Raw genomic sequence first — 22,942 nt, 5'->3', positions numbered from 1 at the left:
TTTTTGTTTAATTAGAAAGGAGCGTTTACGTAGATGATGAATCAAGATCATTATAACGAACTGCTAAAACTGGTAGAGAATCGGACAGTCACTAAACAGCAGCGTGGTATGGACATGATTGTGAAGCAAATTCCGGATTCAGATGTAGAAGGTACGCTGGACCCTCGTGTACTGAACGTTATGCAACAGCAAGCGGAGGCTATGGCTGGCTTTGAAGCGCCGGATATGTCTAAGATCAACCCGATTGAACTTGCTCATATGCTGCGTAAACAGATGGGATGGCCGAATACAGACGTTACACGCACGGGTATTCAAGTAGATGCGAGAAATATAACAGGACGTAACGGTGAAATTCCCATTCGTATTTACACCCCAACGGTACAGAATGCAAGTGATCGGCTGCCTGTCGTCGTATTTTTTCATGGCGGTGGCTTCTTTGGCGGGACGCTGGATGTTGTGGAGAATCCATGCAAAGCGATAGCTGAGAAAGGACCGGCGGTCGTCGTATCTGTCGATTATCGACTAGCCCCAGAGCATCCATATCCTGCAGGACTGCATGATTGCTTCGATGCGGTGAAATGGACCTACGAGCATGCAGATGAGCTTGGAGCAGACAAAACCAAGCTGGCTGTAGCCGGTGATAGTGCCGGCGGCAACTTGGCGACCGTATGTTCGATGATGGATCGTGACCTTGGAACCGGCATGATTCAATTCCAGGTGCTCATCTATCCAACGGTCAACATGGCTGGAGTCAATACAGATGATTTTGAATGGAAGCTGGAGGAATATACGATTCATGACCATCAGCCGTATATTATGGCTGGCCTTGAAGGTATGCGTCAATCCTCTGACCTGCTGGATGCAATCTATCTGCAAGGACGAGAAAAGCCGATGCACCCTTATGTATCGCCACTGCTGGCTGACTTGAAGGGGATGCCCAAAGCGTTAGTCATTACAGCGGAATATGATTTTCTGCGATTGGAAGGCGAGGCGTATGCCCGAAAGCTGCAATCTTCCGGCGTTCCAGTAACCCTCATACGTTACAATGGATTGGATCATGCGTTCATGGATAAGATCGGTTTGTACCCTCAAGCAGAAGATTGTATGGCCGAGATTGCTAAGCAAGCGGCGAAGCTGTAGAAAAACACCCGAACAATCTCGAAGGTGATCATGCCTTCGAGATTTTTTGGGTATCATTTGCTTAAACACCATCTATTTTTGATTATCTAACCAATAATCTGTGCCGGACGAAAGGACGACGGAAAAGAGCTAGCGCTGGCCTTAAGCCTAAACCGCCCGGACCTATATTGTTTATTCAACAGGAAGTCGCCTGCCGCGCTTAACTGCAAAAGTACATTTGAAAATGTGGGTTTTTCGATTTTGAGAGAATTAAATGCAAAAGTGCACTTAAAATTCAATCTTTTCGCCAAAAAGGTTGTTTCGGGCTGAATCAAATGTATTTTTGCAGGTAAACTGCCTAAAAGAGAAAATATCGCTGAATTAAATGTATTATTGCATCTAAACTCCCCAACAGCGAAAATACGGCTCGTTTAGCGCTTTAAATCCATGGGTCGGGCGGGGATACCGTTAACGCCATTCAACCATGCTTATAATCGGCTCCTTCCTCCAGCCGCATCGCGGCTTGAAAGCTGATATATAGAAAAAACTCACACAAATGTGTGAGTTTTAACAGTTATACCTTTACCGTGATGGCTTCATACGGTTTTAATGTCATTTGTCTGACATCGATTTCTGTACGATTGTAGTTGCTCATCAAAATTTCGGAGACTTCCTCATCTACAGAGAAATCATGCTTCTGTTCCGAAATGTTCGCAGCAACAAGCCATTTTTCTCCTTCATATAGACGGTAGTAAGCAAATACATCGTCAGGAGTATTTTCAATCAGTTCAAACTCGCCCCATACAACAATCGGATTGTCTTTACGCAGTTGGATTAAACGTTGATACGTATAGAAAATGGAATCCGGGTTATCTATATTTTGCTTAACATTAATCGTGGTGTAGTTCGGGTTTACGTGCAGCCAAGGCGTGCCTGTCGTAAATCCTGCATTTTCACGCTCATCCCACTGCATTGGTGTACGAGCATTGTCTCTGCCTTTGGCGTTGATCGATTTCATAATATCTTGAACAGCATAACCTTTCTCAAGACGGTCGTGATACATGTTCACGGATTCAATATCTTCCACTTCATCAATACTCGAAACCGGATAGTTGGTCATTCCAATCTCTTCACCTTGATAGATGTAAGGTGTCCCTTTCATCATATGCAGAAGAATAGCGAACATTTTTGCACTTTGTTCATGATATTCTTTGTCATTTCCCCATCTTGAAACGATTCGCGGCAAATCATGGTTGTTCCAGAACAAGCTGTTCCAACCTTCATCGCCCAGTGACGTTTGCCACTTTGCCATAACCTTTTTGAGCTCCATCACTTCCATAGGCTTCAGATCCCATTTATCCTTGCCTTCTTGCTGGTCTAGACCGACATGCTCGAATTGAAACACCATGGACAACTCATTTCGTTTTGGATCGGAATACAGCTTAGCAATTTCCGGTGTTGCGCCCCAAGTTTCACCTACGGTAAGGACATCATGGGAACCAAATGTTTTTCGGTTCATCTCCTGCAAATATTCATGCAGCTTCGGTCCGTTGCCCGTAATTTTTTCGTCCGGAATTTTGCCGATCAAATCGATCACATCCATACGGAAGCCGCCGATACCTTTATCGAGCCAATAATTCATCATATCATAGATTTCCTGGCGAACCTTCTCGTTCTCCCAGTTCAAGTCAGGCTGGCGTTTACTGAATAAGTGCAAAAAATACTGTCCGCTTGCTTCATCAAATTCCCAAGCAGAACCGCTAAATGTCGAACCCAGATCATTAGGAACGTCTCCATTCACTGGATCACGCCAAATATAGTAATCGCGATATTCATTATCCCGGCCTTTCTTCGCTTCGATAAACCATTTATGCTCGTCAGAAGTATGATTAACGACCAGGTCCATAATGATTTTAATGCCAGCTTCGTTCGCTTTGGCAATCAATTCGTCCATATCGTCCATCGTGCCGAATTCATCCATAATATCCTGGTAATCGCTAATATCATAACCATTATCATCATTAGGAGATTTATAAACCGGTGATAACCAAATCGCCGTAATTCCTAGCAACTTCAAATAGTCAATCCGGTTGATGATTCCTCTCAAATCACCGATGCCGTCTCCATCACTGTCCTGAAAGCTTCGCGGGTAAATTTGATAAACGACAGCCGTCTGCCACCATTTTGCATCCTTTTGTCTCGTTACGGTCTCTCTCTTTTCTTTTATCGCTTCCATGATGAGCTTCACTTCACTTTCCGTTGTCATTATTAAAGGGTAAACAGGAGCAACGTAAACGTTTACGTTGCGCTTAAAAAAATGGCCTCAAACGAAATACGTATTCAAATTTTTAGCTCCAACCTTTTTAAGGTAATTTTTTTACTGATTTGCGTACGACTAACTCATGCGGAATGATTTTGGACGCAATCTTGAGTTTGTTTTGAATAGAGCCGATCAAGTTCAGGCAGCCCTCTCTTCCCATTTCATACAAAGGCTGTGATACCGTTGTAAGCGGCGGGATCGACATGTGTGAGACCTTGGAGTTATCGTAGCCAACGACTGAAATATCACCCGGTACCCCGATGTCATTTTCAAAACAAGTCGAAATGATACCTAATGCAGCCTCATCACTTGCGCAAAACACGGCGGTTATACCTGCATGATGGTCAATGAACTCCTGCATCGCTCTTTTTCCTGACTCAAAGCTGAAATCCCCTGCCTTAATCAGGTTCAAATCTACCTGAATGCCATGGTCCTGAAGCGCTTTAACATAGCCATTAATTCTCGGAGCACCTGCTATCGGATCATCAGGATGGGCTCCTGCCATACCTATCATGCGATGGTTGTTCTCTATTAGATAATGAACAGCCGTATACGCCGCGCTAAAATCATCGACTTTCATATATGGCGCATCTTCTCGATTCGTTTTGGTAGATAGCAAAATAAAAGGAATACCCAGAGATGATAAAGACTCAATCTCTGCCTCGTGAAGTTCAACAGAAACAATAATGAGTCCGTCTGCTCTACGTTCGCCCATCAGATTTATACTTTCATGAATTCGGGAGCCGCTCATACCGGCATGAGTAAGTATTACACTGTATCCGTGCTCGAAAGACACATCCTCGATCCCTTTTATAATGTCACCATAAAACGCTGTAGTGACCTCCGGCATAATGACACCGATGGTTTTGGTTGTCTTCTGCACCAAACTTCTCGCATTTTCATTTTTTCTATATTCCAACGCTTTCGCAACAGCCAGAACTTTTTTCTCGGTCTCCTCATTGTATCCGCCAACCTGATTAATGACCCTGGAAACCGTCGCAATAGAAACTCCCGCAACTCTGGCAATATCCTTAATCGTAGCCGCCATAAAATCACCCCTTAAAAGTAAACGTTTACTTAGAGGCCAAAAAGCTAACATTGTAAAACTATGATTCATAGGAGTTAAACGTTTACGTAAACTATATTATTGTTCTATTCTGCTGCTGTCAATCATTTTGCAAACGTAAATGGCTATTGATCCGCTTATGATCCGTTTATGGTCCGTTTACAAGCTGCTGTCGATATTCAAGCGGCGAGAAACCTGTATGCTGTTTGAATACGCGGCTAAAGTAATACTGACTTCCATAGCCGACCTTGTTGGCTATATCCGCGATCTTGCTTTGACTATAAGGGCTTCGCAGCAATTCCTTGGCCTTCTCCACACGAATAACCGTCAAGTATTCATTAAATGACAACCCAAGCTCCTGCTTCATTCTTGTGGATAGATACGTCTTGTTGAGGTGAAACAACTGTGCCACCTTGGACAAATTCAGTTCCGTATCGGAATAATAGGACTCCACATACGCCTTCACCTGCCCGATAAATAGTGATATATCGTCCTCTTGTTGAGACTGTGCTCTTTTTTCCTCATTGTTTATGGAAACTGGTTTACGTTCGGCCCGTCCGCTTGTAATCAGCTCTTCGTTTAACTGACGAAGTACACGCACCAGATCGCTTTTCGGCACTGGCTTCAGCAAGTAATCGACGACGTGCAGTTGCAACGCCTGTCTGACATATTCAAATCGATCATATCCACTCACGATGACGAGTAGCGCCTCCGTCTTCGATGCGCGCAGTATACGAATCAAGTCCAAACCGTTCATTCCTGGCATATTAATATCAATGATAATCACATCAGGCTCTGCCGAACCATTCAATCGAATGGCTTCTTCCGCTGTCTCCGCCTCCGCAACCACCGTAAAAGGAAGGTGAGAGGACTCTATAAAGCCGCGAAGGCCCCGGCGTATGATATCCTCATCATCCACTAGCAAAACACGCCACTTCCGTTCATTTTGCATCTTCTGCCTCTCCCTTCTTAAGCGGAATAGTAACCTGATTGCAAAACCATCCGTCCCGTTCTTCTACACGCAGACCATATTCCGATCCAAAAGCGACTTCAATCCGGCGATTCACACTATACAAGCCAAAGCCCGTTTCATTCGTTCGTCCAGACGCACTTGCTAAAGCATGGTTTATGCTATTCATACGATCTTGCTTCAGCAGCACTCCATTATTAGCCACTTCAATCACTGCGATCCCGTCTTTGTAATATGCGGATATACGGATATCAGCTGTTTGCTTCGTCGGTTTGATTCCATGGTAAATCGAATTTTCCACCAAAGGTTGGAGTGTAAACCTTGGCAGCATAAGATCAAGCAGCTGCTCATCATACTCAACCGTTACAGCCGCTATACGTTTATAACGAACTCGCTGAATGAGCAAGTAACTTTCAACATGTTCCAGCTCATGCTGCAAAGAGACGAATTCATCTCCTTTTCCCAGGCCTATACGAAAATAAGTAGCCAGCGCTTGCACCAGGTCAACAACTTCATCAGCCCCATATTCGGCCGCCGTCCACTGAATCGTGTCGAGCGTGTTATATACAAAATGCGGTTTGATCTGTTCCTGCAGCATCTGCAGCTCCAGCTTGCGCTTCTCATGTTCCATATGATAGAGCTTTGTGAGCATATCTTGAAAGCCACGCCCCAACTGACCGATCTCATCTTCACGCATCACCACTGTAGACTGGACGTTCCTCTCTCCTTCACCTGTGCGCTTCATATCCGACTTCAATATTCTAAGCGGTTTGACAATAGAAGTGGACAAACTTATCAGTAATAGAACAAGAATGATGCCAATTACGATACCGATCCATATGATGCCCTGAAGCATTTTGTACATGCCGCCGTACAATCTCTGTTTCTCGACTGTAAAATGAAGCTTCCACCCCGGAGTCTCCTGAATCGGGACAGTGAACACAACCTCTTGCGAAGATCCTTTCCATTCCTTCTTTAAGACTTCCTCTTCAACTTCGTTAACCCCGTTTTTGTCCAAAAGCTGACCCGTTTCTCCATATACACGCAGCTCGTTAGCCAGCTCCCGCAATTTTGAGATTGAAACTGCTGCAGACAAATACTCTAGCTGTTTTCCATCGGTTTGAATGGAGGCTGGCAGTCGGTACAATATCGTCACAATATGCTCCTGATTCGAGTTTGAATGCAGGAACTGGCTCATCAGAACCGTTCCCCCGGTTTCTTCGATCTTATTGTAATAAGGACGATGTGTAATCGAAAAGTTGTGACCTGATGTTAATGTTACCTGACCTTCCACATCGACGATGCCAAACGATTCATATATGCCCTCTTTATGTTTTAAATAGTTGGAGAGCATGTCAAGCGACTGCTGTTCCGACATCTTTTCATAGTAAATTTGATGTGCAAGAGCATCCATCTCACCGAATCGCTGCTGCACCCATGATGTGATCTGATCTGCCTGCGATTGTACAAGCTGTCTGGTCAAGTTCTCTTGAAACGGGATGGTCTTGGAAATATTCTCATACATCAAATAGGCTGCGATAGACATAATCAGCGTGATAAAACAGGTACCGATCGTGATGGTTAATCGCTTCTGAATCGTGTTAAGCCACTTACTCATATGGACCTCCCGGGGGGCTTGCAGTTTAACGAGAAGAAAGGGTTTCTCCCACTCTTACAGGACGACTGCTTTCTAAAGGTGATTTTCGAGTGCGATGGGTTAAATTCTTGATCACGCACGAAAGAACTGTACATCTGAAAATACAGACATACAGTTCTTGCGTATGAGCTATTCTTTAACTACATTTTGACCTGCAATTCGGCCAAACACAGTTACATCGGTCACCGCATTACCGCCAAGTCGGTTTGTGCCATGAATACCGCCTGTAACTTCTCCAGCTGCAAACAGCCCTGGAATAACTTCCCCATCTCCGGTTAGCACCTGCGATTGAGGATTGATCTTCAAGCCGCCCATCGTATGGTGAATGGATGGAACCACCTTCTGGATATAGAATGGTGCTTTAGCAATCGGACGAAGTGTTCCTCTGCGGTTGAAATCTGTGTCCTTGCCCTTTTCAACTTGCTTGTTATACGTATCGATCGATTTTTTCATCGTTTGCACATCAATTTCGAAAAAATCAGCCAGTTCCTCAATGCTATCTGCTTTATGCAGCAGCTTGTCATTTACGAAGCTTTCATATTCTTGCTGATGCACATCTGTCATATGACCTACTTCTTCAACTTCCTGGCCCCAAACGAGATATGCATATGAACCTGTTTGATCAAGAATCGCGCGGGAAATCACATCGCGCCGCTCCATTTCCTCAACAAAACGTTTACCTTCCTGATTCAATAGTACGGCTCCGTCAAAACGGGAGTTGGCTACATAAGATATAATTCCCGTCATTGGATTACAAGTTGGGTACGTCTGAATATGTTCCATATGCACGAGATCTGCACCTATTTTTTCAGCCATTACGATACCATCGCCTGTTGTTCCAGGGACATCCGTTGTCATATATTTTTCATCAAATTCCGGGTTATACTTTTTGCGCATCTCAACATTCGATCCGAAGCCTCCGGAAGCAATAATTACACCTTTGGTCGCATGGAATGTGAGCTCCTGCTCAGCGGCATTACTTGCTTTCACACCAGTCACTCTGCCGTTGTCGTCCACTATTAGCTCTTCAGCTTTCGTTTCCATCTTGAACACAACGCCCAGTTCATCCGCTTTCGCCTTCAATTTCTCAATTAAATCGGTACCCTGGTTGTCTTTCGCAATCAAAGCGCGTGGAACGGAGTGACCACCGAATTGTTGCAGACGATCTGGCATAAACTCAACATTAATCTCATTGATTAGCCATTTAGCCGTTGGGAGAGCATTCTCTGCCAACACCTGAACAAGTTCCTTGTCGTTGATGTTATCCCCGCCGTTCATCGTATCTTCTACAAATTGATCTACGCTGTCCGATACCTCAAATTTTTTCTGCTGATCACTGCCTGGAACGTTCAAGCCCCCGCCTGAAACTAACGTATTTCCGCCGACACTAGACATCTTTTCAAGCACAACAACTTTAGCACCAGCTTGGCTTGCTTCTACAGCAGCGCTCAATCCGGCACCGCCTCCACCGATAACTACAACCTCATAGGTTTGCTCGGTTTCAGCTTCTTTGTTTACACTCTTCACTTTAGGATCGGCTGCAAATGTCGCTTCCGAACCTCCAGCTTGCACCAAAGCCGACTTGATCGCTTCAATAACGGCTTCACTCGTCATTGTGGCGCCGCTAACCACATCGACGTTAGTGCTTTTTTCGGACTCCACTAAGCTGACAATACGATTGATCGCTTCATCACTGATCATGTCGGACTCTTGATGTTCAACAACTTCAACTTTGGAAATATCTCCGCCAGATACAGTAACTTTGACGACGATATCTCCCCCCTTACCAGCCGCTTTTCCCTCATATACACCATCTTTATATTTCCCTGCTGCGGCTTTCGTGCCTGTCTGTTCCTTCGTCAAGCTTTCATCGGATGGAGAACAGGCTGTCATAAACGTAAAGCTCATCATAAGTGCAAGCATGCTTAGGAGAGCTTCCTTCAATGGTTTACGCATATGTGTTTCGTCCCCTTCATCTTTGTGAATTTTTGCACAAACTCATTATAGAGGAAGCCATGCCTATTGTATTTGCACGAACGCTATATTTTTTGTCTTAATCCCGCATGTTTGATGGCAGTAAGATGATTTTAGCGTGAATTATTAGCGAGATCATTTGACAACGCTTTCACTTAATTGTAAGATATCATAAAACAACTTAAAATTTGAATGATGATGGAGATTTTGGAGACTCATACCTTTTGGCGCTTTCAATACGGAAAGTGTTCTTAAAGTATGGGTTTTTTCGTAGTTGTTTTTGTTGCTCATTATGATTAAGGAGGTAAATAGATGTTTAAACTGTTTAAACCTGCTCAGCCTATCGAGAGATTGCCTGACGAAAAAATCGATGCTGAGTACAAAAAGTTTAGACTGCAAGTTTTTCTGGGAATTTTCATTGGGTATGCAGCGTACTACTTAATTCGGAAAAACTTCTCGATTGCGATGCCGTACTTAATCGAAGAAGGCTTTTCCAAAACCGAACTTGGTTTTGCGTTGTCAGCGATCTCCATCTCCTATGGGATTAGTAAGTTTGTCATGGCAACAGTGTCAGACCGAAGCAATCCGAGGATGTTCTTGCCCGCTGGCTTAATTTTATCTGCAATCATTAGTTTATTAATGGGATTTGTTCCTTTCTTCACCTCATCCGTTGCCATTATGTTTATTATGCTTTTCTTGAATGGCTGGTTCCAAGGCATGGGATGGCCTCCATCCGGTCGTGTCCTCGTACACTGGTACAGTGTTAATGAAAGAGGAAATAAAACCGCCATATGGAACGTCGCCCATAACGTTGGTGGAGGCTTAATGGCGCCACTAGCTGTTATTGGTGCTGCCATGTTCGCAGGTATTGCCGGAAGCACCTCTTCTGGCTATGAAGGCGTGTTTATTTTGCCTGCTCTCATTGCGATTGTAGTTGCCATTATCGCTTACTTCTTAATACGAGATACCCCTCAATCTGTGGGCTTGCCGCCGATTGAAGAATATCGAAATGATTATCCAAGTAAAGAGAAGAAAACGTTTGAAACCGAGTTATCCACGAAAGAGATTCTTTTTAAATATGTCTTAAATAATAAATGGGTATGGGCGATCGCTTTTGCAAACATCTTCGTTTATTTCGTCCGTTACGGTGTATTGGACTGGGCCCCAACCTATTTAAGTGAAGAAAAAGGATTCGATATGAACAAATCCAGTTTTGCCTATTTTCTATATGAATGGGCTGGTATCCCTGGAACGCTCTTATGCGGCTGGATCTCTGACAAACTGTTCAAGGGACGCCGTGGACCAGCTGGCTTTGTATTTATGTTAGGAGTCATGGTCGCCGTGCTTGTGTACTGGTTCAACCCAGCTGGAAACCCAACCATCGATATGCTCTGCCTGATCGCGATCGGTTTCTTGATTTACGGGCCTGTCATGTTAATTGGTCTGCAAGCTCTGGATTTTGTTCCTAAAAAGGCTGCGGGTACAGCAGCTGGACTCACTGGCTTGTTTGGCTACCTCGGCGGTACGGTAACAGCCAATGCTTTAATGGGAGTCATTGTAGATAAGGCTGGCTGGAACGCAGGGTTTACTTTGTTAACCGCTTCTTGTGTAATCGCAGCTCTCGTCTTTGCTACCACCTGGAATGTGCGTGGTCAAGAGGTTGTGAAATAACATATCTAATTAAACCTCACCTAGAGTTAAATTTGACCGTTAAAAAAAGGACCCCGCTCCCACTACAGTGGGATTTGAGGTCCTTTTTGTTTCCTTTTTTGAGATGTCCTCGTTACTTAAGAGGCAATCTGTTCTTTCGATTCTTTGTTCGCATCCTTCTTTTCACCTGATGCAAACCATCCGATCGCTGCAATGAGCAGCAGCCCCACATAGAAGGTAACCTTCCAGGCAGTGGATTCAGCAAATGATTCAGGCAAGATGCCGAGAGCCGGGTGAGCAAGCGTATGTACCGCTAGCTTAACACCTACCCAACCAACAATGACAAAGGCTGCGATTTCGAGGCTTGGTCTCTTTTCAAGCAGTTTGACAAAAGCCGATGCAGCGAATCTCATAATGATCAATCCTACAAATCCACCAAGGAAGATGACGATAAATTGACCAGCATCCATGCTACCTATCGTACCAAGACCTGTATGCGGCAACGATACCGCCAAGGCAACTGCAGCCAGAATCGAATCAATCGCAAAAGCGATATCGGCCACCTCGACCTTCAAGACAGTCATCCAGAAGCCGGAGCCTTTCTTCTCTTTGACTACGCCAGCGTGCTCTTCGCTCTTCTTGACAAACACTTTTCTAACAATGTGATTGATTGCAATAAACAAGAGGTAGAGAGCGCCAATCGCTTGAACCTGCCAAATATCTACCAAATACGAAATGATAAACAACGAGCCCAGCCTGAATACAAAAGCACCAGCTAAACCATAAAACAGGGCACGTTTTCGAGTTTCCTCGGGCAAATGCTTAACCATAATAGCAAGTACTAGTGCATTATCTGCGGCAAGCAATCCTTCCAGAAGGACGAGTACAACAAACACGCCCCCATATTCCATTAACAATCCCAAATCCATTGAAACCCCTCCATATTTATGTTTATTTTTAACAATTTTACAAAAATAAAGAGACCTCACCTACTTTCATAGGCAAAGGTCTCGCTAACAATGTAACATTGCAATATAGCCGGAGAATAAATTCTCGTAATGACGACTTTATTTGAAATAGCTACTCCCCTTTGGAGCAATATATATAATTTATTGAACCAATCGATCTTTTCAAAGTCTACTCTTGTTTGATTTATATGTCAATAGTTTTTTAGTCTTTGCTTGTTCAGCAAATTAAGTATACTTCAGACCCGTCACTTTGCATGGCAAATCCATCCTGCCATTATTCCTGTAGAATAAAATCGGGTTATTCTCGTAAAGCCGGAGTCAGCCAACAACCCTTCAATTTCCTGCTCAGGAAGTAATGAAAGCTTCTTGAAATTGTTGTTTATCATGTCATCAACTTCAGAAGGTTCACGGCCGCCAGCAATCCAGAAGCTTTTCCATACATCTAATCTTGCTTGAAATTCGGAATCGTCCAAATTCCCATATGCGCTTACGAGAACGAATGGAGCCCCCGATTTTAGTTTATCTTTTATAGATCGAAGCAGTTTCAACTTCTCTTGAACATCATCAATAAAATGAAGTACCAAAATGCAGCTTGCCGCATCGAACTTCGAATCTGACTCGGGAAGGTCATCAATCGTTCCCTGAACGAAGCTGACACGGTCTTCCAAGCCGAGCATAGCGCTTTTATGCCTAGCGATCTTAAGCATCTCTTCCGAAGGATCAACGCCTGTAAATGTCCAGCCTGGATTAGACGGACCCCAAGCGGCAAGTTCACTGCCTCCACCCGCACCGATCACAAGCAAGGATGCTGATTTGCTGCCCAATTGCATTCGAAAATAAGATTGCACCATCACAAATAAAGAATCATAGGTGGGAACCGAGATTCGCGTGTTTTTCTCGTAAGCTTCAGCCATTTTAACATTGATTGTAAGGTCTTCCGTCATCATTGTACCCCCTGCTGTTTTTGAATCACTTAAGAAAGCTTGCGTAAAAAAGTTAGACGGTCATCATCCTTTATCATTTCAGGACGAAAACCGTCTCACACATGTTATGTTACTGTCTACATGACAGATTGAAGTTCATGGCTTAACCCAAGCGTGCGTGATGTTGAAGTGTGAATCTCGTGAATAAGCACTGGATTTTTCAACAAGGACACGCCATACGAAGGAATCATTTCTTTTATTTTCGGTTCCCACGCTTTCATATGTTGCGGGAAGCATTGTTCTATTAGCTCAAGCATGACGGAAACGGCGGTGGAAGCACCCGGTGAAGCACCGAGCAAGGCAGCGATCGATCCATCTGCCGCACTAACAACTTCCGTACCGAATTGAAGCGTTCCCTTGCCGCCGGCAACCGTATCTTTAATCACTTGTACGCGTTGACCAGCAACGATTAAATCCCAGTCCTCGCTTTTAGCGTTCGGAATAAATTCACGCAGCTCTTCCATACGCTTTTCCTTTGACAGCATCACTTGCTGGATTAAATATTTGGTCAATGAAAGGTTTTTGGCTCCTGCCGCCAGCATCGTTAAAACATTATTCGGTTTTACAGAACCTAACAAATCAAACATGGAACCGGTTTTCAAAAACTTCGGTGAGAACCCGGCAAACGGTCCGAAGAGTAGCGATTTCTTATTGTCGATAAATCTTGTGTCAAGATGCGGTACAGACATAGGAGGTGCACCGACCTTGGCTTTTCCATATACTTTGGCATGATGCTGCGCTACAACTTCCGGATTATTACACACCATAAATAGGCCGCTTATCGGGAATCCTCCAATATTTCTGCCTTCCGGAATACCGGATTTCTGAAGCAAAGGAAGACTTCCTCCACCACCGCCGATAAAAACAAATTTTGCCGTATGGCGCTCTACCTCACCCCGACCATTCCGCACTTTTAATTCCCACGAACCGCCGCTAGTACGTTTAATATCATGGACTGAATGGTTGTAATGGATATCAACGTCTTTATTCTTTAAATGACCGAACAACATGCGCGTTAAGGCGCCAAAGTTGACGTCTGTACCAGAGTCAATTTTGGTTGCTGCTATAGGCTCATTGGATATACGATCTTTCATAATAAGCGGAATCCATTCCATCAGCTTCTTGGGGTCATTGGAAAACTCCATCCCTTGAAACAGAGGATTGTTTGACATCGCTTCAAAGCGCTTTCTCAAATACGCTACATTTTCTTCCCCTTGCACTAAACTCATATGAGGCAACGGCATTATAAAATCTTGCGGATTACGAATCAGATTGTGGTTCACAAGATAAGACCAAAACTGCATGGAAACTTGAAACTGTTCATTTACTTTTATCGCTTTGCTAATATCTATGGACCCGTCCGGCTTTTCGGCCGTGTAGTTAAGCTCACACAGTGCAGCATGCCCCGTTCCTGCGTTATTCCATTCGTTAGAGCTTTCCTCTCCTGCACTTGGCAGCTTTTCAAACACAGTAATTTTCCAGTCCGGTACTAATTCTTTCAGCAATGTCCCCAAAGTCGCACTCATAATTCCGGCACCAATCAAGATAACGTCTGTTTCGGTTTGTCTGTCGCTCATTTTTACCGTCCTTACACGCTAATATTTGATGAAAAGATGCAGACCTCTGCCTGCTTTTAGGCACTCACTATTATAATGCACAAAAACCAAGGCCTTAACCCAGCTTGTAAAAGGGTTGTGACTTTGGTCTACATTATTCGTGAAGCCGTCCTTCGAGTTCCTTAGCCTACGCTGTACTGATTCATTTTGAAAATGAAAAATACTTTACTTCTGGTTACGGTTACATACCTGCAGAATCAACAACAACCTAATACCATTCGTTTTCGATTGTCGATCATCCCCAATTAATTTTACTTGGCCAACGACTGAGAAATATAATCTTAACAGCAAAAATCAACCTGAGCGTTGAACCATAAATTCTCAGGAGGTGCTATTGTAAAAGAAACTGTTGGACTCAAAAAAGATTTGAGCCACCTCCATTGCTGATAAAATACACAGTATTTTTATCATTGAGGCTTATTCATATATCATATCACAAAAATAACCAATTGTTTGTATTAATTTTGAACACCGCTGCTAAAGACGAAAAACACCACTGTTATTTATGATATGGTTCACTGCACGACTAAAACGATAAGTTCAAGAAGAAGTATAACCTTTAAATATGTCCCGATAAGAAGCCAAACTTTGTTTAATAAAATGTGTTTATATTTTAGATACTTGAAAAAGTCTTAGTTGGAGGAGAAGCCATGCAGGAAAAAAGAAAATCAACAATTTTGATTGGAATCTTAATTTGTCTTATAATAATCGCTTTTAAGCCAGTCCCCTCATTTAATAATAATGATCCTGATCCTAATCCATCATTCGTCACCGAGACGGTTATACAACTAGCTGAGAACAGAATAGCTATAGTTGAAACAGAAACTAATTCTGGACTGAGTGGAGAAGTAATTGTTTTGGAGTTCAATGAGGATCAGAGAACCTTTGTACCGATTGGAAGATATAATTATCGCGACTTTTTTTTGAATCCTTAAAAATACAATTTCTAATGATTTGGGGGACCATTTCTCTCCTACCTAAATTTGATATCGAGGACTTTTCCTCTTTCTACAAAGCCTACGTTTTGGTAAACCTTATTCGAAGCGGGATTCTTTAAATCGGCATACAGCATCGGCTCTAGTCCCTCGGATTCAAGGATGGAACATAGCTCTGCCACTACCGCACTGGCATAACCTTTCTTGCGAAAGACGGACGGAGTATATACTGCATTGATCCTGCCATGTCTCGGAGAACGATGTGCAATATTAGCCATTGATACAGGATGGCTATCCACAATCCAGAGATATAAATTACCTGTCTCAATGAATTGTTCTGCAGCTGAAATTTGACTGGCCGGGTCAACCGTAATCCCGAAAGCTCCTTCTGAGAAGCCAGCCAGAAACTCCGCTACGGTCCCCACATGCTGTCTTGCAGCTTGATGCAAGGTTCCCTTTATATGAAGTGGCTTCTTTACCTCTGGACAAGCATAGGATTCCATGATCATATAAGGGGAATATTGAAGGTCATAAGCCTCGGAATACACCTGTGCAAAGCGTTCTGCGGTCGTTGGATCTCCGGATACACCTGGTATAGTAGTTCCCTTAAGGTATTCTAAAAGCTCTTGCATAAGATTATTGGTTTTATCATCTGCAAGCTCCTTATAAATCCATAGCCAGGCATTGCGACCTTCTGACTGGGCAAAGATCATAGTTTCATCAGATGTTTTTAGACATATTGAATTCTCTGATTCACAAATACGATGAATGAGATTATATTGAACCTCATCAGCAACAAACCTATTTTGACGAAGCACGCGATCATGTACATCAAACTTTTCCAACATCCAGGTTCCTCCTTTGATTGATTTCAAACACAAAAAACTCCGTCCCATTTAGGGACGAAGTGAACTCCGCGTTACCACCCTGATTGGTGCATGAATAAATACACCCTCTCTGCCATCGTCCAACAACGATGCTTCCTTATAACGGTAGAATCCCGGGCCCGTCTACTATGATTTCGGGGGCCTGCTCTGAGGCGACTTTTCGAATCGAATATCCGCTGCCTCGCACCAAACGGCAGTTCTCTGAAACGGCATTTTTCGGATCTACTTGTCCTCTTCTTTGCATTTGAATGTAATTAGATACACTATATTTTATCAGGAATATTCTGTCAATAGAATTAATTAACATCTTACATATTTTCGCTTGAAGCCAAGTTGCCCTTTGTCAACCGCCTTTTGAATATTATCAGAAGCGTTCAAGAACTTGCTTTTTTTATCGCGATTAACTTCTACCGGGCCTACTTCCTTCGCGATCTTAACCGCCAGATCATGGAGCGGCGAATAAGATACTGCCACCGTGTAAATGAAATTGTTCATCGCGTGTTTCGCGCGTTCAGGGGCATCATGAATCGTATTTTTTACAAGTTCCAACATATTAGCGATTTTCTCTTCGGAAAATTCACTGTCCGGACGATTGCCGAGCAGCCAGCAGTAACAGCTCCAGCCTGCCGACATTTTCAGCTCCACATCGCTTGCAATCCATTTGTCAGCAACTTCTTGCGCTATATCCGTTTCTGCTAAAGTTACGGCTACCACATAATCCGATAGCATATAAAAATAAGCTTGATCTATCCATCGTTCAAAATCCGCCTCAGACATGGCTTTCGGATCTGCAATGACTCCGGCAAAGTACATCGCATCATAATTCCCCGTAGCATAAAGTTCCTCGGCCAATGCTTGATTGCGTTTTATTTTCCTAAAGAGAGGCTTCATATGGCCCGTAGCCACGCCAAAAAGCGGTTCGTGTGCGCCATTGGACAGGTATTTCTTCTTGGTACGTTCTTTGCCGAGAGCTTCAAGCTCTTGCATGACCATTTCTAGATTCATTATTGGCACATCCTTTTAATGTTTTGTCATTAGTTGATTAAGCCTCGCCATACTTTTCTATTTATCATGATAACTACAGCGACCATAAATTATCCATAACTCCATATGAAATAAGCACCTGCAGAAATCTCCTGAATATTGGCGACTGCAGGAAAGCTTAATGAAGGACTTTTCTCTCAACTTATTTTGATAATAATTGGTTTGCTAAGTTACGGTCTTCTTTATCTTTTGTCGTAGTTGAGATATTGTTGAGAGCGGTAAGTATTTTAGGTTGCTTCCATATAGAAGGACTCCATTCTTCAAGTACGCTTAGTGCCTGGTATTGCAATACCCCTGTATCCGATTCGAGAGCAGCTTGAAGCAAAGGTAATCCCACGCCTTCATGCTCATGTAAATCTTGAATAATATATTGCAGACAATCTTCTTCCTCATCTGAGGGGCTTGATAACGATAAATGTTTTTCTGCAAATACGCAGAGGTCTATGATATGCTGGCGATGATTTGTATCCATAATGGCAAAATATATTTCACTGTTTGTCGGATATTTCTCTAGCAGCTCAAACAAATTCGGAATGATATCTAATTCGTAAAATCGAGCGATTTCAAGTGCCTTTAAATCGATATCCTGTTGTAGTGCATCCGTGGCAAGCTGTGACCATTTGGGTTCATTTATAAACGGTTGAATTGCTTGCTGAATAGAAATGCGTTCTTGCTGCTTCCATGGATCATCCGATCTTTCTTCCCAAATTTCTTCATCATTTAAAAATTCACTGATTTTCATAATGGTATAAAAATCTTCAAGTGTTTGGCAGTGGATACGAGCATGGTTAACAAAGCGAAAAAGAATCGCGTTTTCAAATAAATAGTCTTCGATATTATGGTCTTCATCTTCAATTTTATGAAGTAACGATTTAATAATTAGACCTGCACCATCGTATAGCTCTTTTGAAATCGTCTCTTGGTATAACGCTACGGCAAGTTCTCCTTTGAGTGCACACGTATAGGCTAAATAATCACTCATGATGATATTTTCACAGCCCTTTGTCAGCAACCAATGCTTTATTTCTGGTGTAGTTGCTTCGAGCTGTTCAACGGCAGCCATTTTGCCCCAACCATGCACAGACTGAGCGAGCTGCCAAATTTGGTTATTTGCTTGCTTTGTTCCATTTTTCAATGCATATATGACATATGGTGTAAATTCTTCATGCTTACCTATCGTGAATAATAGCTCTTTGTATTTTTCACAATTCGTACAACCAAGTACCGTGATGGAAAATTTCACAACCTCTCGATGTGCTGCATGTTCAAGAAGCCATAATGCTTCATGCTGTACGAGAGATTCATCCAATTGAGCTTGTTGCAATCGTTCAATGAATGCTTCACCGTAGCTGGCGATATTGTCAGAAATAATTTCTTCGTATGTTGCTTTTCGTGTTTTGGTTGTAGGATGATTGATTTGTTTTTCAAATAGCTTTAGCAGTTTTTTTACATATAATGGAGTAGGTGTATCGTCTGCAAAATGATCAGATAAACCCGCAGCCAAACGCGGATGATTTTCATCGTATAAATACTCGTCATCTGGTAAGCCATCATCTACTATTTTGTTGTGTGTTTGAATTTGTTGTTGAATAAAGGGAACGATCTTTTCTTTATGGTTCCACGGAAGAAAGTCCAGTTTCAGCGAATCATCCAACACCGTATCATTGTCGATTTTGACAATACATTTAAAGCTTATATAACCACCAAGTTTGACGGAAACCGTGCGCTTTACGCCATCTTCCATCTCCAGAGTTCCTGATAATTTTGAATAAGGAATCATGTGTGAGAGTAAAGATTTTCGTTTATTTTTATCAACCGTAACCCCATCAATGATAAGAATCTCTTCTTTTAACTGGTTTATAATTTCAATACAATGCCCTTTATAATCAATCTTCCACGTTTTGTGAACCTCTTTTTCTACATCTTTCATCACGTTACGCATATCACGTTTAAATTCATCTTTAAAACTCATCAATGTCCTCCTTCATGTGTAACTTTATCGTAAAGAGTATAGATGATACATTGAATTTTGACTATAGAAAGCCCTCTGCTTTATAACCAGTTCTTACATTTTCTTCTTGCCATAAGAATTTGAAGTAGGCTTAAAGAATATACTGCTTTCTGAAAGGTAATAAAACTAAAAAGGAGTATGCCGATGAAAGCTGCTGTAGTCAAAAAATTTAAAGAAAAATTAGAAGTGCAAGATGTACCTAAACCAAAACCCGGACACAAAGAAATCCTTGTCCACATTCAGGCTTGCGGGGTGTGTCATACGGATCTGCACGCCGCTCATGGCGATTGGCCTGTTAAACCGAAACTCCCCCTTATTCCGGGACATGAAGGCGTTGGAATTATTGAAGAAGTGGGTGAAGGCGTTACTCACTTAAAGGTAGGAGACCGAGTAGGGATTCCGTGGTTGTATTCAGCCTGCGGTCATTGCGATTATTGTCTGACAGGAAGAGAGACCCTTTGTCTGGATCAACAGAATTCCGGATATTCCGTCGATGGCGGGTATGCAGAATATTGTGTGGCCAATGCCGATTATGTCGTGAAAGTGCCTGATAATCTAAACTTCATCGAAGCTGCACCTTTATTTTGCGCTGGCGTTACAACCTATAAAGCTTTAAAAGTATCGTGTGTTAAACCGGGGGAATGGGTAGCCATTTTCGGTATCGGAGGATTGGGTCATCTTGGCATCCAATATGCAAAAGCGATGGGAATGAACGTAGTGGCGATCGACATGTCGGATGAAAAGATGGAACTTGCCAAACAACTTGGCGCAGACAAAACCGTAAATGCATCAAAAGAAGATGCAGCAGCATGGATTCAAAATGAAATCGGCGGTGTTCACGGCGTCATTTGTACAGCAGTTGCGAAAAAAGCATTCGACCAAGCCTATCGTGCCATTCGTCGCGGCGGCACCTGTGTCATGGTTGGGCTACCTCCTGAATCGATGGATGTTCCGATCTTTGATACGGTATTGAACGGGACAAAGGTCGTCGGCTCGATTGTCGGCACTCGCAAAGATTTGCAAGAAACATTGCAATTCGCTGCGGAAGGGAAAATAAAAACCATCATCGAGACACGTAAATTAGAAGATATAAACGAGATCTACGATCTTATGTTAGAAGGCAAGATCAATGGCCGAATCGTGCTTGATATGACGGATTGATCAAGAATTGTATCCTAAATTCAAGATGGCTCTTGTTTCTCCCGCTCCAATCAAAAACTTGCCGTTACTTGTGGTACAGCTCATCGTATCATCCATAGAGCTAAATCAAAAAGGCTGTTTATAAAAGTCAATTTCTCATGACCTATAAACAGCCTTTTACATATTTCAGAAAAAAATTATAAAGTTCGAAAACCTAGATCTCAGCTACCTTAATTCAAATCAAAACGATCTGCATTCATTACCTTTACCCAAGCATCGATGAAGTCGCGCACAAACTTTTCTTTGTTATCGTCTTGAGCATACACTTCTGCAATGCCACGCAGAACAGAGTTTGAGCCAAATACAAGGTCAACGATCGTCGCTGTACGCACGACTTCGCCAGTTTGGCGGTCACGTCCTTCGTATATGCCTCCGTCAATTGGTTTCCACTGAACTCCCATATCAAGCAAATGAACAAAGAAGTCGTTCGTGAGTGTACCTACGCGATCGGTGAATACGCCGTGCTTGGTATCGCCGAAATTTGCACCTAGCACACGCAGGCCGCCAACGAGTACCGTCATTTCCGGTGCGGTAAGGTTTAACAGCTGCGCCTTGTCAACTAGGAGCTCCGCTGGGCTTACGCTATACTGCTTTTTCTGATAGTTGCGGAAGCCATCAGCGATCGGCTCTAGCACCGCAAAGTTTTCTACATCGGTTTGCTCTTGTGTTGCATCACCGCGTCCGGCAGCAAATGGAACGGTCACATTAAAACCTGCATCTTTTGCTGCTTTTTCAACGGCAGCACTACCACCAAGTACGATCAAATCAGCCAAGCTTACTTCCTTGCTAAAGTCATCTTGAATAGCTTCCAGTATAGCAAGCACTTTAGTAAGCTGTTCCGGCTCATTTACTTCCCAGTCTTTCTGTGGAGCAAGACGGATTCTTGAACCATTCGCGCCGCCGCGCATATCAGAGCCGCGGAAAGTACTAGCCGAAGCCCATGCCGTTTTTACCAGCTCGCTGACCGTTAGTCCAGATTCAAGGATCATTGATTTGAGCTTTTCGATATCTGCGTCTGTTAATTCATAATCTACAGCTGGAACAGGATCTTGCCAGATCATAACTTCTTCTGGAACTTCTGGACCTAAATACCTTGCACGAGGACCCATGTCCCGGTGTGTAAGCTTGAACCATGCCCGAGCAAATGCATCCACAAGCTCTTCTGGATTCTCATAGAAGCGGCGAGAAATCTTCTCATACTCTGGGTCCATACGCAATGCCATATCCGCCGTGGTCATCATCGTCGGAACACGAATGGACGAATCTTCTGCATCCGGTGCAAGATGCTCTTCAGCAGGGTTTACAGGAGCCCACTGAAATGCGCCTGCTGGGCTCTTCGTAAGCTCCCACTCATATCCAAACAATAATTCAAAGTAACCATTGTCCCACTGTGTCGGATTAGCAGTCCAAGCACCTTCAATACCGCTGGTAATGGTGTCACGGCCTTTTCCTGAGCCGTACGTGCTTAGCCAACCTAAGCCTTGTGCTTCAACAGGAGCAGCTTCCGGCTCTGCACCAACATGTGCAGCATCGCCTGCCCCATGGGCTTTACCGAATGTATGTCCACCGGCAATGAGTGCCACCGTCTCCTCGTCATTCATCCCCATCCGTTTGAAGGTATCTCGGATATCGCGAGCACTTGCCAGCGGGTCTGGCTTGCCATTCGGGCCTTCTGGATTCACATAGATCAGACCCATCTGAACCGCAGCAAGTGGATTCTCAAGCTCACGATCGCCTGTGTATCGCTTATCTCCCAGCCACTCCGTTTCACTCCCCCAGTAAATATCTTCTTCCGGGTGCCATACATCTTCGCGTCCGCCACCGAATCCGAAAGTCTTGCCACCCATGGATTCAATAGCGACATTACCCGTCAGAATGAACAAATCGGCCCAAGAGATCTTATTTCCATACTTTTGCTTAATCGGCCACAGCAATCGACGTGCTTTATCAAGGTTACCATTGTCAGGCCAGCTGTTAAGGGGAGCAAAACGCTGCGTACCCGTTCCTGCCCCACCGCGGCCATCGCTTGTACGGTAAGTGCCTGCGGAGTGCCAAGCCATACGTATAAATAATGGACCATAATGCCCATAGTCGGCTGGCCACCAATCTTGACTGCTTGTCATTAGATCTTGAATATCTTGCTTAAGCGCGTAGTAATCCAATTTTCCGAATTCTTCTGCATAATTAAACTCTTCACCCATTGGATTCGACTTCCGATCGTGCTGGTGAAGAATGTTCAAGTTCAACTGGTTCGGCCACCAATCTTTATTTGTCGTACCACTAGACCCGTGACTCGTCGCACTGCCGTGCATGACCGGACACTTTCCTGCATTCGCACTAACCATTTCCATTCCTTACACTCCCCCATATATAAAATTAATATCAGTTAATAATAATTATAATCAAGATGGGAGAGAAAGCAACTTTTATATTTTTCTTCTAGGGTAATTCTGTACTATTTAATATATGTACTTCTTAACGATTCTGATTATTTTATGATGCTGAAAAAAGCACAGAACCTTTTTTAAACATGAAAAGGTTC

Annotated in this window: 16 protein-coding genes and 1 other annotated feature; of the genes, 4 read left to right on the top strand and 12 right to left on the bottom strand. The window is 43.3% G+C overall.

Going from position 1 to position 22,942, the window contains the following annotated elements:
* Window positions 1–33: 33 nt before the first annotated feature.
* Complete coding sequence (locus C8268_RS21900) at window positions 34–1,140, top strand: alpha/beta hydrolase (RefSeq protein WP_337441798.1); 1,107 nt, start codon at window positions 34–36, stop codon at window positions 1,138–1,140.
* A 553-nt stretch (window positions 1,141–1,693) separates the two neighbouring features.
* On the opposite strand, the gene C8268_RS21895 is transcribed toward C8268_RS21900, so the two are convergent.
* From C8268_RS21895 to C8268_RS21875, 5 genes are all read right to left on the bottom strand, one after another.
* On the bottom strand, window positions 1,694–3,355 hold the full coding sequence (locus tag C8268_RS21895; RefSeq protein ID WP_106769647.1) for a glycoside hydrolase family 13 protein: 1,662 nt from the start codon (window positions 3,353–3,355) through the stop codon (window positions 1,694–1,696).
* Window positions 3,356–3,482: 127 nt separating this feature from the next.
* Window positions 3,483–4,487: a LacI family DNA-binding transcriptional regulator gene (locus C8268_RS21890; RefSeq protein ID WP_106769646.1), complete on the bottom strand. Its 1,005-nt coding sequence runs from the start codon at window positions 4,485–4,487 to the stop codon at window positions 3,483–3,485.
* A gap of 166 nt (window positions 4,488–4,653) precedes the next feature.
* Complete coding sequence (locus C8268_RS21885) at window positions 4,654–5,457, bottom strand: response regulator transcription factor (RefSeq protein ID WP_106769645.1); 804 nt, start codon at window positions 5,455–5,457, stop codon at window positions 4,654–4,656.
* Window positions 5,447–7,093: a histidine kinase gene (locus C8268_RS21880; RefSeq protein WP_106769644.1), complete on the bottom strand. Its 1,647-nt coding sequence runs from the start codon at window positions 7,091–7,093 to the stop codon at window positions 5,447–5,449. The genes C8268_RS21885 and C8268_RS21880 overlap by 11 nt, the downstream gene beginning before the upstream one ends.
* A 168-nt stretch (window positions 7,094–7,261) precedes the next feature.
* A complete protein-coding gene (locus C8268_RS21875; protein ID WP_106769643.1) occupies window positions 7,262–9,088 on the bottom strand; it encodes a flavocytochrome c in 1,827 nt (608 codons plus the stop codon).
* 330 nt (window positions 9,089–9,418) lie between these two features.
* Here C8268_RS21875 and glpT point away from each other — a divergent pair, with 330 nt between their 5' ends.
* Complete coding sequence (glpT, locus tag C8268_RS21870; protein WP_106769642.1) at window positions 9,419–10,777, top strand: glycerol-3-phosphate transporter; 1,359 nt, start codon at window positions 9,419–9,421, stop codon at window positions 10,775–10,777.
* Between the two features lie 116 nt (window positions 10,778–10,893).
* Here the strand turns inward: glpT and C8268_RS21865 are convergent, their stop codons facing one another.
* The 3 genes from C8268_RS21865 to C8268_RS21855 all read right to left on the bottom strand — a co-directional run bounded on the left by C8268_RS21865 (window position 10,894) and on the right by C8268_RS21855 (window position 14,284).
* The gene (locus tag C8268_RS21865; RefSeq protein WP_106769641.1) at window positions 10,894–11,685 is read right to left on the bottom strand and encodes a TerC family protein; all 792 of its coding nucleotides are present in this window, start codon (window positions 11,683–11,685) and stop codon (window positions 10,894–10,896) included.
* Between the two features lie 284 nt (window positions 11,686–11,969).
* On the bottom strand, window positions 11,970–12,671 hold the full coding sequence (locus tag C8268_RS21860; RefSeq protein ID WP_337441797.1) for a class I SAM-dependent methyltransferase: 702 nt from the start codon (window positions 12,669–12,671) through the stop codon (window positions 11,970–11,972).
* Between the two features lie 113 nt (window positions 12,672–12,784).
* The gene (locus C8268_RS21855; protein WP_106769639.1) at window positions 12,785–14,284 is read right to left on the bottom strand and encodes a malate:quinone oxidoreductase; all 1,500 of its coding nucleotides are present in this window, start codon (window positions 14,282–14,284) and stop codon (window positions 12,785–12,787) included.
* 689 nt (window positions 14,285–14,973) lie between these two features.
* Here C8268_RS21855 and C8268_RS21850 point away from each other — a divergent pair.
* Window positions 14,974–15,258: a hypothetical protein gene (locus tag C8268_RS21850; protein ID WP_106769638.1), complete on the top strand. Its 285-nt coding sequence runs from the start codon at window positions 14,974–14,976 to the stop codon at window positions 15,256–15,258.
* 38 nt (window positions 15,259–15,296) lie between these two features.
* Here the strand turns inward: C8268_RS21850 and C8268_RS21845 are convergent, their stop codons facing one another.
* From C8268_RS21845 to C8268_RS21835, 3 genes are all read right to left on the bottom strand, one after another.
* Window positions 15,297–16,106: a GNAT family N-acetyltransferase gene (locus tag C8268_RS21845; RefSeq protein WP_106769637.1), complete on the bottom strand. Its 810-nt coding sequence runs from the start codon at window positions 16,104–16,106 to the stop codon at window positions 15,297–15,299.
* A gap of 47 nt (window positions 16,107–16,153) precedes the next feature.
* Window positions 16,154–16,393, bottom strand: a binding site (T-box leader).
* 52 nt (window positions 16,394–16,445) lie between these two features.
* Complete coding sequence (locus C8268_RS21840) at window positions 16,446–17,150, bottom strand: DNA alkylation repair protein (RefSeq protein WP_106769636.1); 705 nt, start codon at window positions 17,148–17,150, stop codon at window positions 16,446–16,448.
* A 181-nt stretch (window positions 17,151–17,331) separates the two neighbouring features.
* On the bottom strand, window positions 17,332–19,161 hold the full coding sequence (locus C8268_RS21835; protein ID WP_106769635.1) for a hypothetical protein: 1,830 nt from the start codon (window positions 19,159–19,161) through the stop codon (window positions 17,332–17,334).
* Window positions 19,162–19,344: 183 nt separating this feature from the next.
* Between C8268_RS21835 and adhP the strand changes: the two genes are divergently transcribed.
* Complete coding sequence (gene adhP, locus C8268_RS21830; RefSeq protein WP_106769634.1) at window positions 19,345–20,361, top strand: alcohol dehydrogenase AdhP; 1,017 nt, start codon at window positions 19,345–19,347, stop codon at window positions 20,359–20,361.
* A gap of 209 nt (window positions 20,362–20,570) precedes the next feature.
* On the opposite strand, the gene katG is transcribed toward adhP, so the two are convergent.
* Window positions 20,571–22,745 carry a catalase/peroxidase HPI gene (gene katG / locus C8268_RS21825; protein WP_420094293.1) on the bottom strand — a complete coding sequence of 725 codons (2,175 nt, stop codon included), beginning with the start codon at window positions 22,743–22,745 and terminating at the stop codon, window positions 20,571–20,573.
* Window positions 22,746–22,942 lie beyond the last annotated feature (197 nt).

The sequence above is a fragment of the Paenibacillus faecalis genome (genome assembly GCF_900289175.1).
Classification (GTDB): Bacteria; Bacillota; Bacilli; order Paenibacillales; family Paenibacillaceae; genus Paenibacillus_AQ; species Paenibacillus_AQ faecalis.
Note: the sequence above shows the minus strand (reverse complement) of the source record. Positions and strands in the feature narration are given on the sequence as shown.

Coding starts and splice junctions, on each gene's coding strand:
- C8268_RS21900 (WP_337441798.1), top strand. CDS start 34: ATGATGAATCAAGATCATTATAACGAACTGCTAAAACTGGTAGAGAAT.
- C8268_RS21895 (WP_106769647.1), bottom strand. CDS start 3,355: ATGGAAGCGATAAAAGAAAAGAGAGAGACCGTAACGAGACAAAAGGAT.
- C8268_RS21890 (WP_106769646.1), bottom strand. CDS start 4,487: ATGGCGGCTACGATTAAGGATATTGCCAGAGTTGCGGGAGTTTCTATT.
- C8268_RS21885 (WP_106769645.1), bottom strand. CDS start 5,457: ATGCAAAATGAACGGAAGTGGCGTGTTTTGCTAGTGGATGATGAGGAT.
- C8268_RS21880 (WP_106769644.1), bottom strand. CDS start 7,093: ATGAGTAAGTGGCTTAACACGATTCAGAAGCGATTAACCATCACGATC.
- C8268_RS21875 (WP_106769643.1), bottom strand. CDS start 9,088: ATGCGTAAACCATTGAAGGAAGCTCTCCTAAGCATGCTTGCACTTATG.
- glpT (WP_106769642.1), top strand. CDS start 9,419: ATGTTTAAACTGTTTAAACCTGCTCAGCCTATCGAGAGATTGCCTGAC.
- C8268_RS21865 (WP_106769641.1), bottom strand. CDS start 11,685: ATGGATTTGGGATTGTTAATGGAATATGGGGGCGTGTTTGTTGTACTC.
- C8268_RS21860 (WP_337441797.1), bottom strand. CDS start 12,671: ATGATGACGGAAGACCTTACAATCAATGTTAAAATGGCTGAAGCTTAC.
- C8268_RS21855 (WP_106769639.1), bottom strand. CDS start 14,284: ATGAGCGACAGACAAACCGAAACAGACGTTATCTTGATTGGTGCCGGA.
- C8268_RS21850 (WP_106769638.1), top strand. CDS start 14,974: ATGCAGGAAAAAAGAAAATCAACAATTTTGATTGGAATCTTAATTTGT.
- C8268_RS21845 (WP_106769637.1), bottom strand. CDS start 16,106: ATGTTGGAAAAGTTTGATGTACATGATCGCGTGCTTCGTCAAAATAGG.
- C8268_RS21840 (WP_106769636.1), bottom strand. CDS start 17,150: ATGAATCTAGAAATGGTCATGCAAGAGCTTGAAGCTCTCGGCAAAGAA.
- C8268_RS21835 (WP_106769635.1), bottom strand. CDS start 19,161: ATGAGTTTTAAAGATGAATTTAAACGTGATATGCGTAACGTGATGAAA.
- adhP (WP_106769634.1), top strand. CDS start 19,345: ATGAAAGCTGCTGTAGTCAAAAAATTTAAAGAAAAATTAGAAGTGCAA.
- katG (WP_420094293.1), bottom strand. CDS start 22,745: ATGGTTAGTGCGAATGCAGGAAAGTGTCCGGTCATGCACGGCAGTGCG.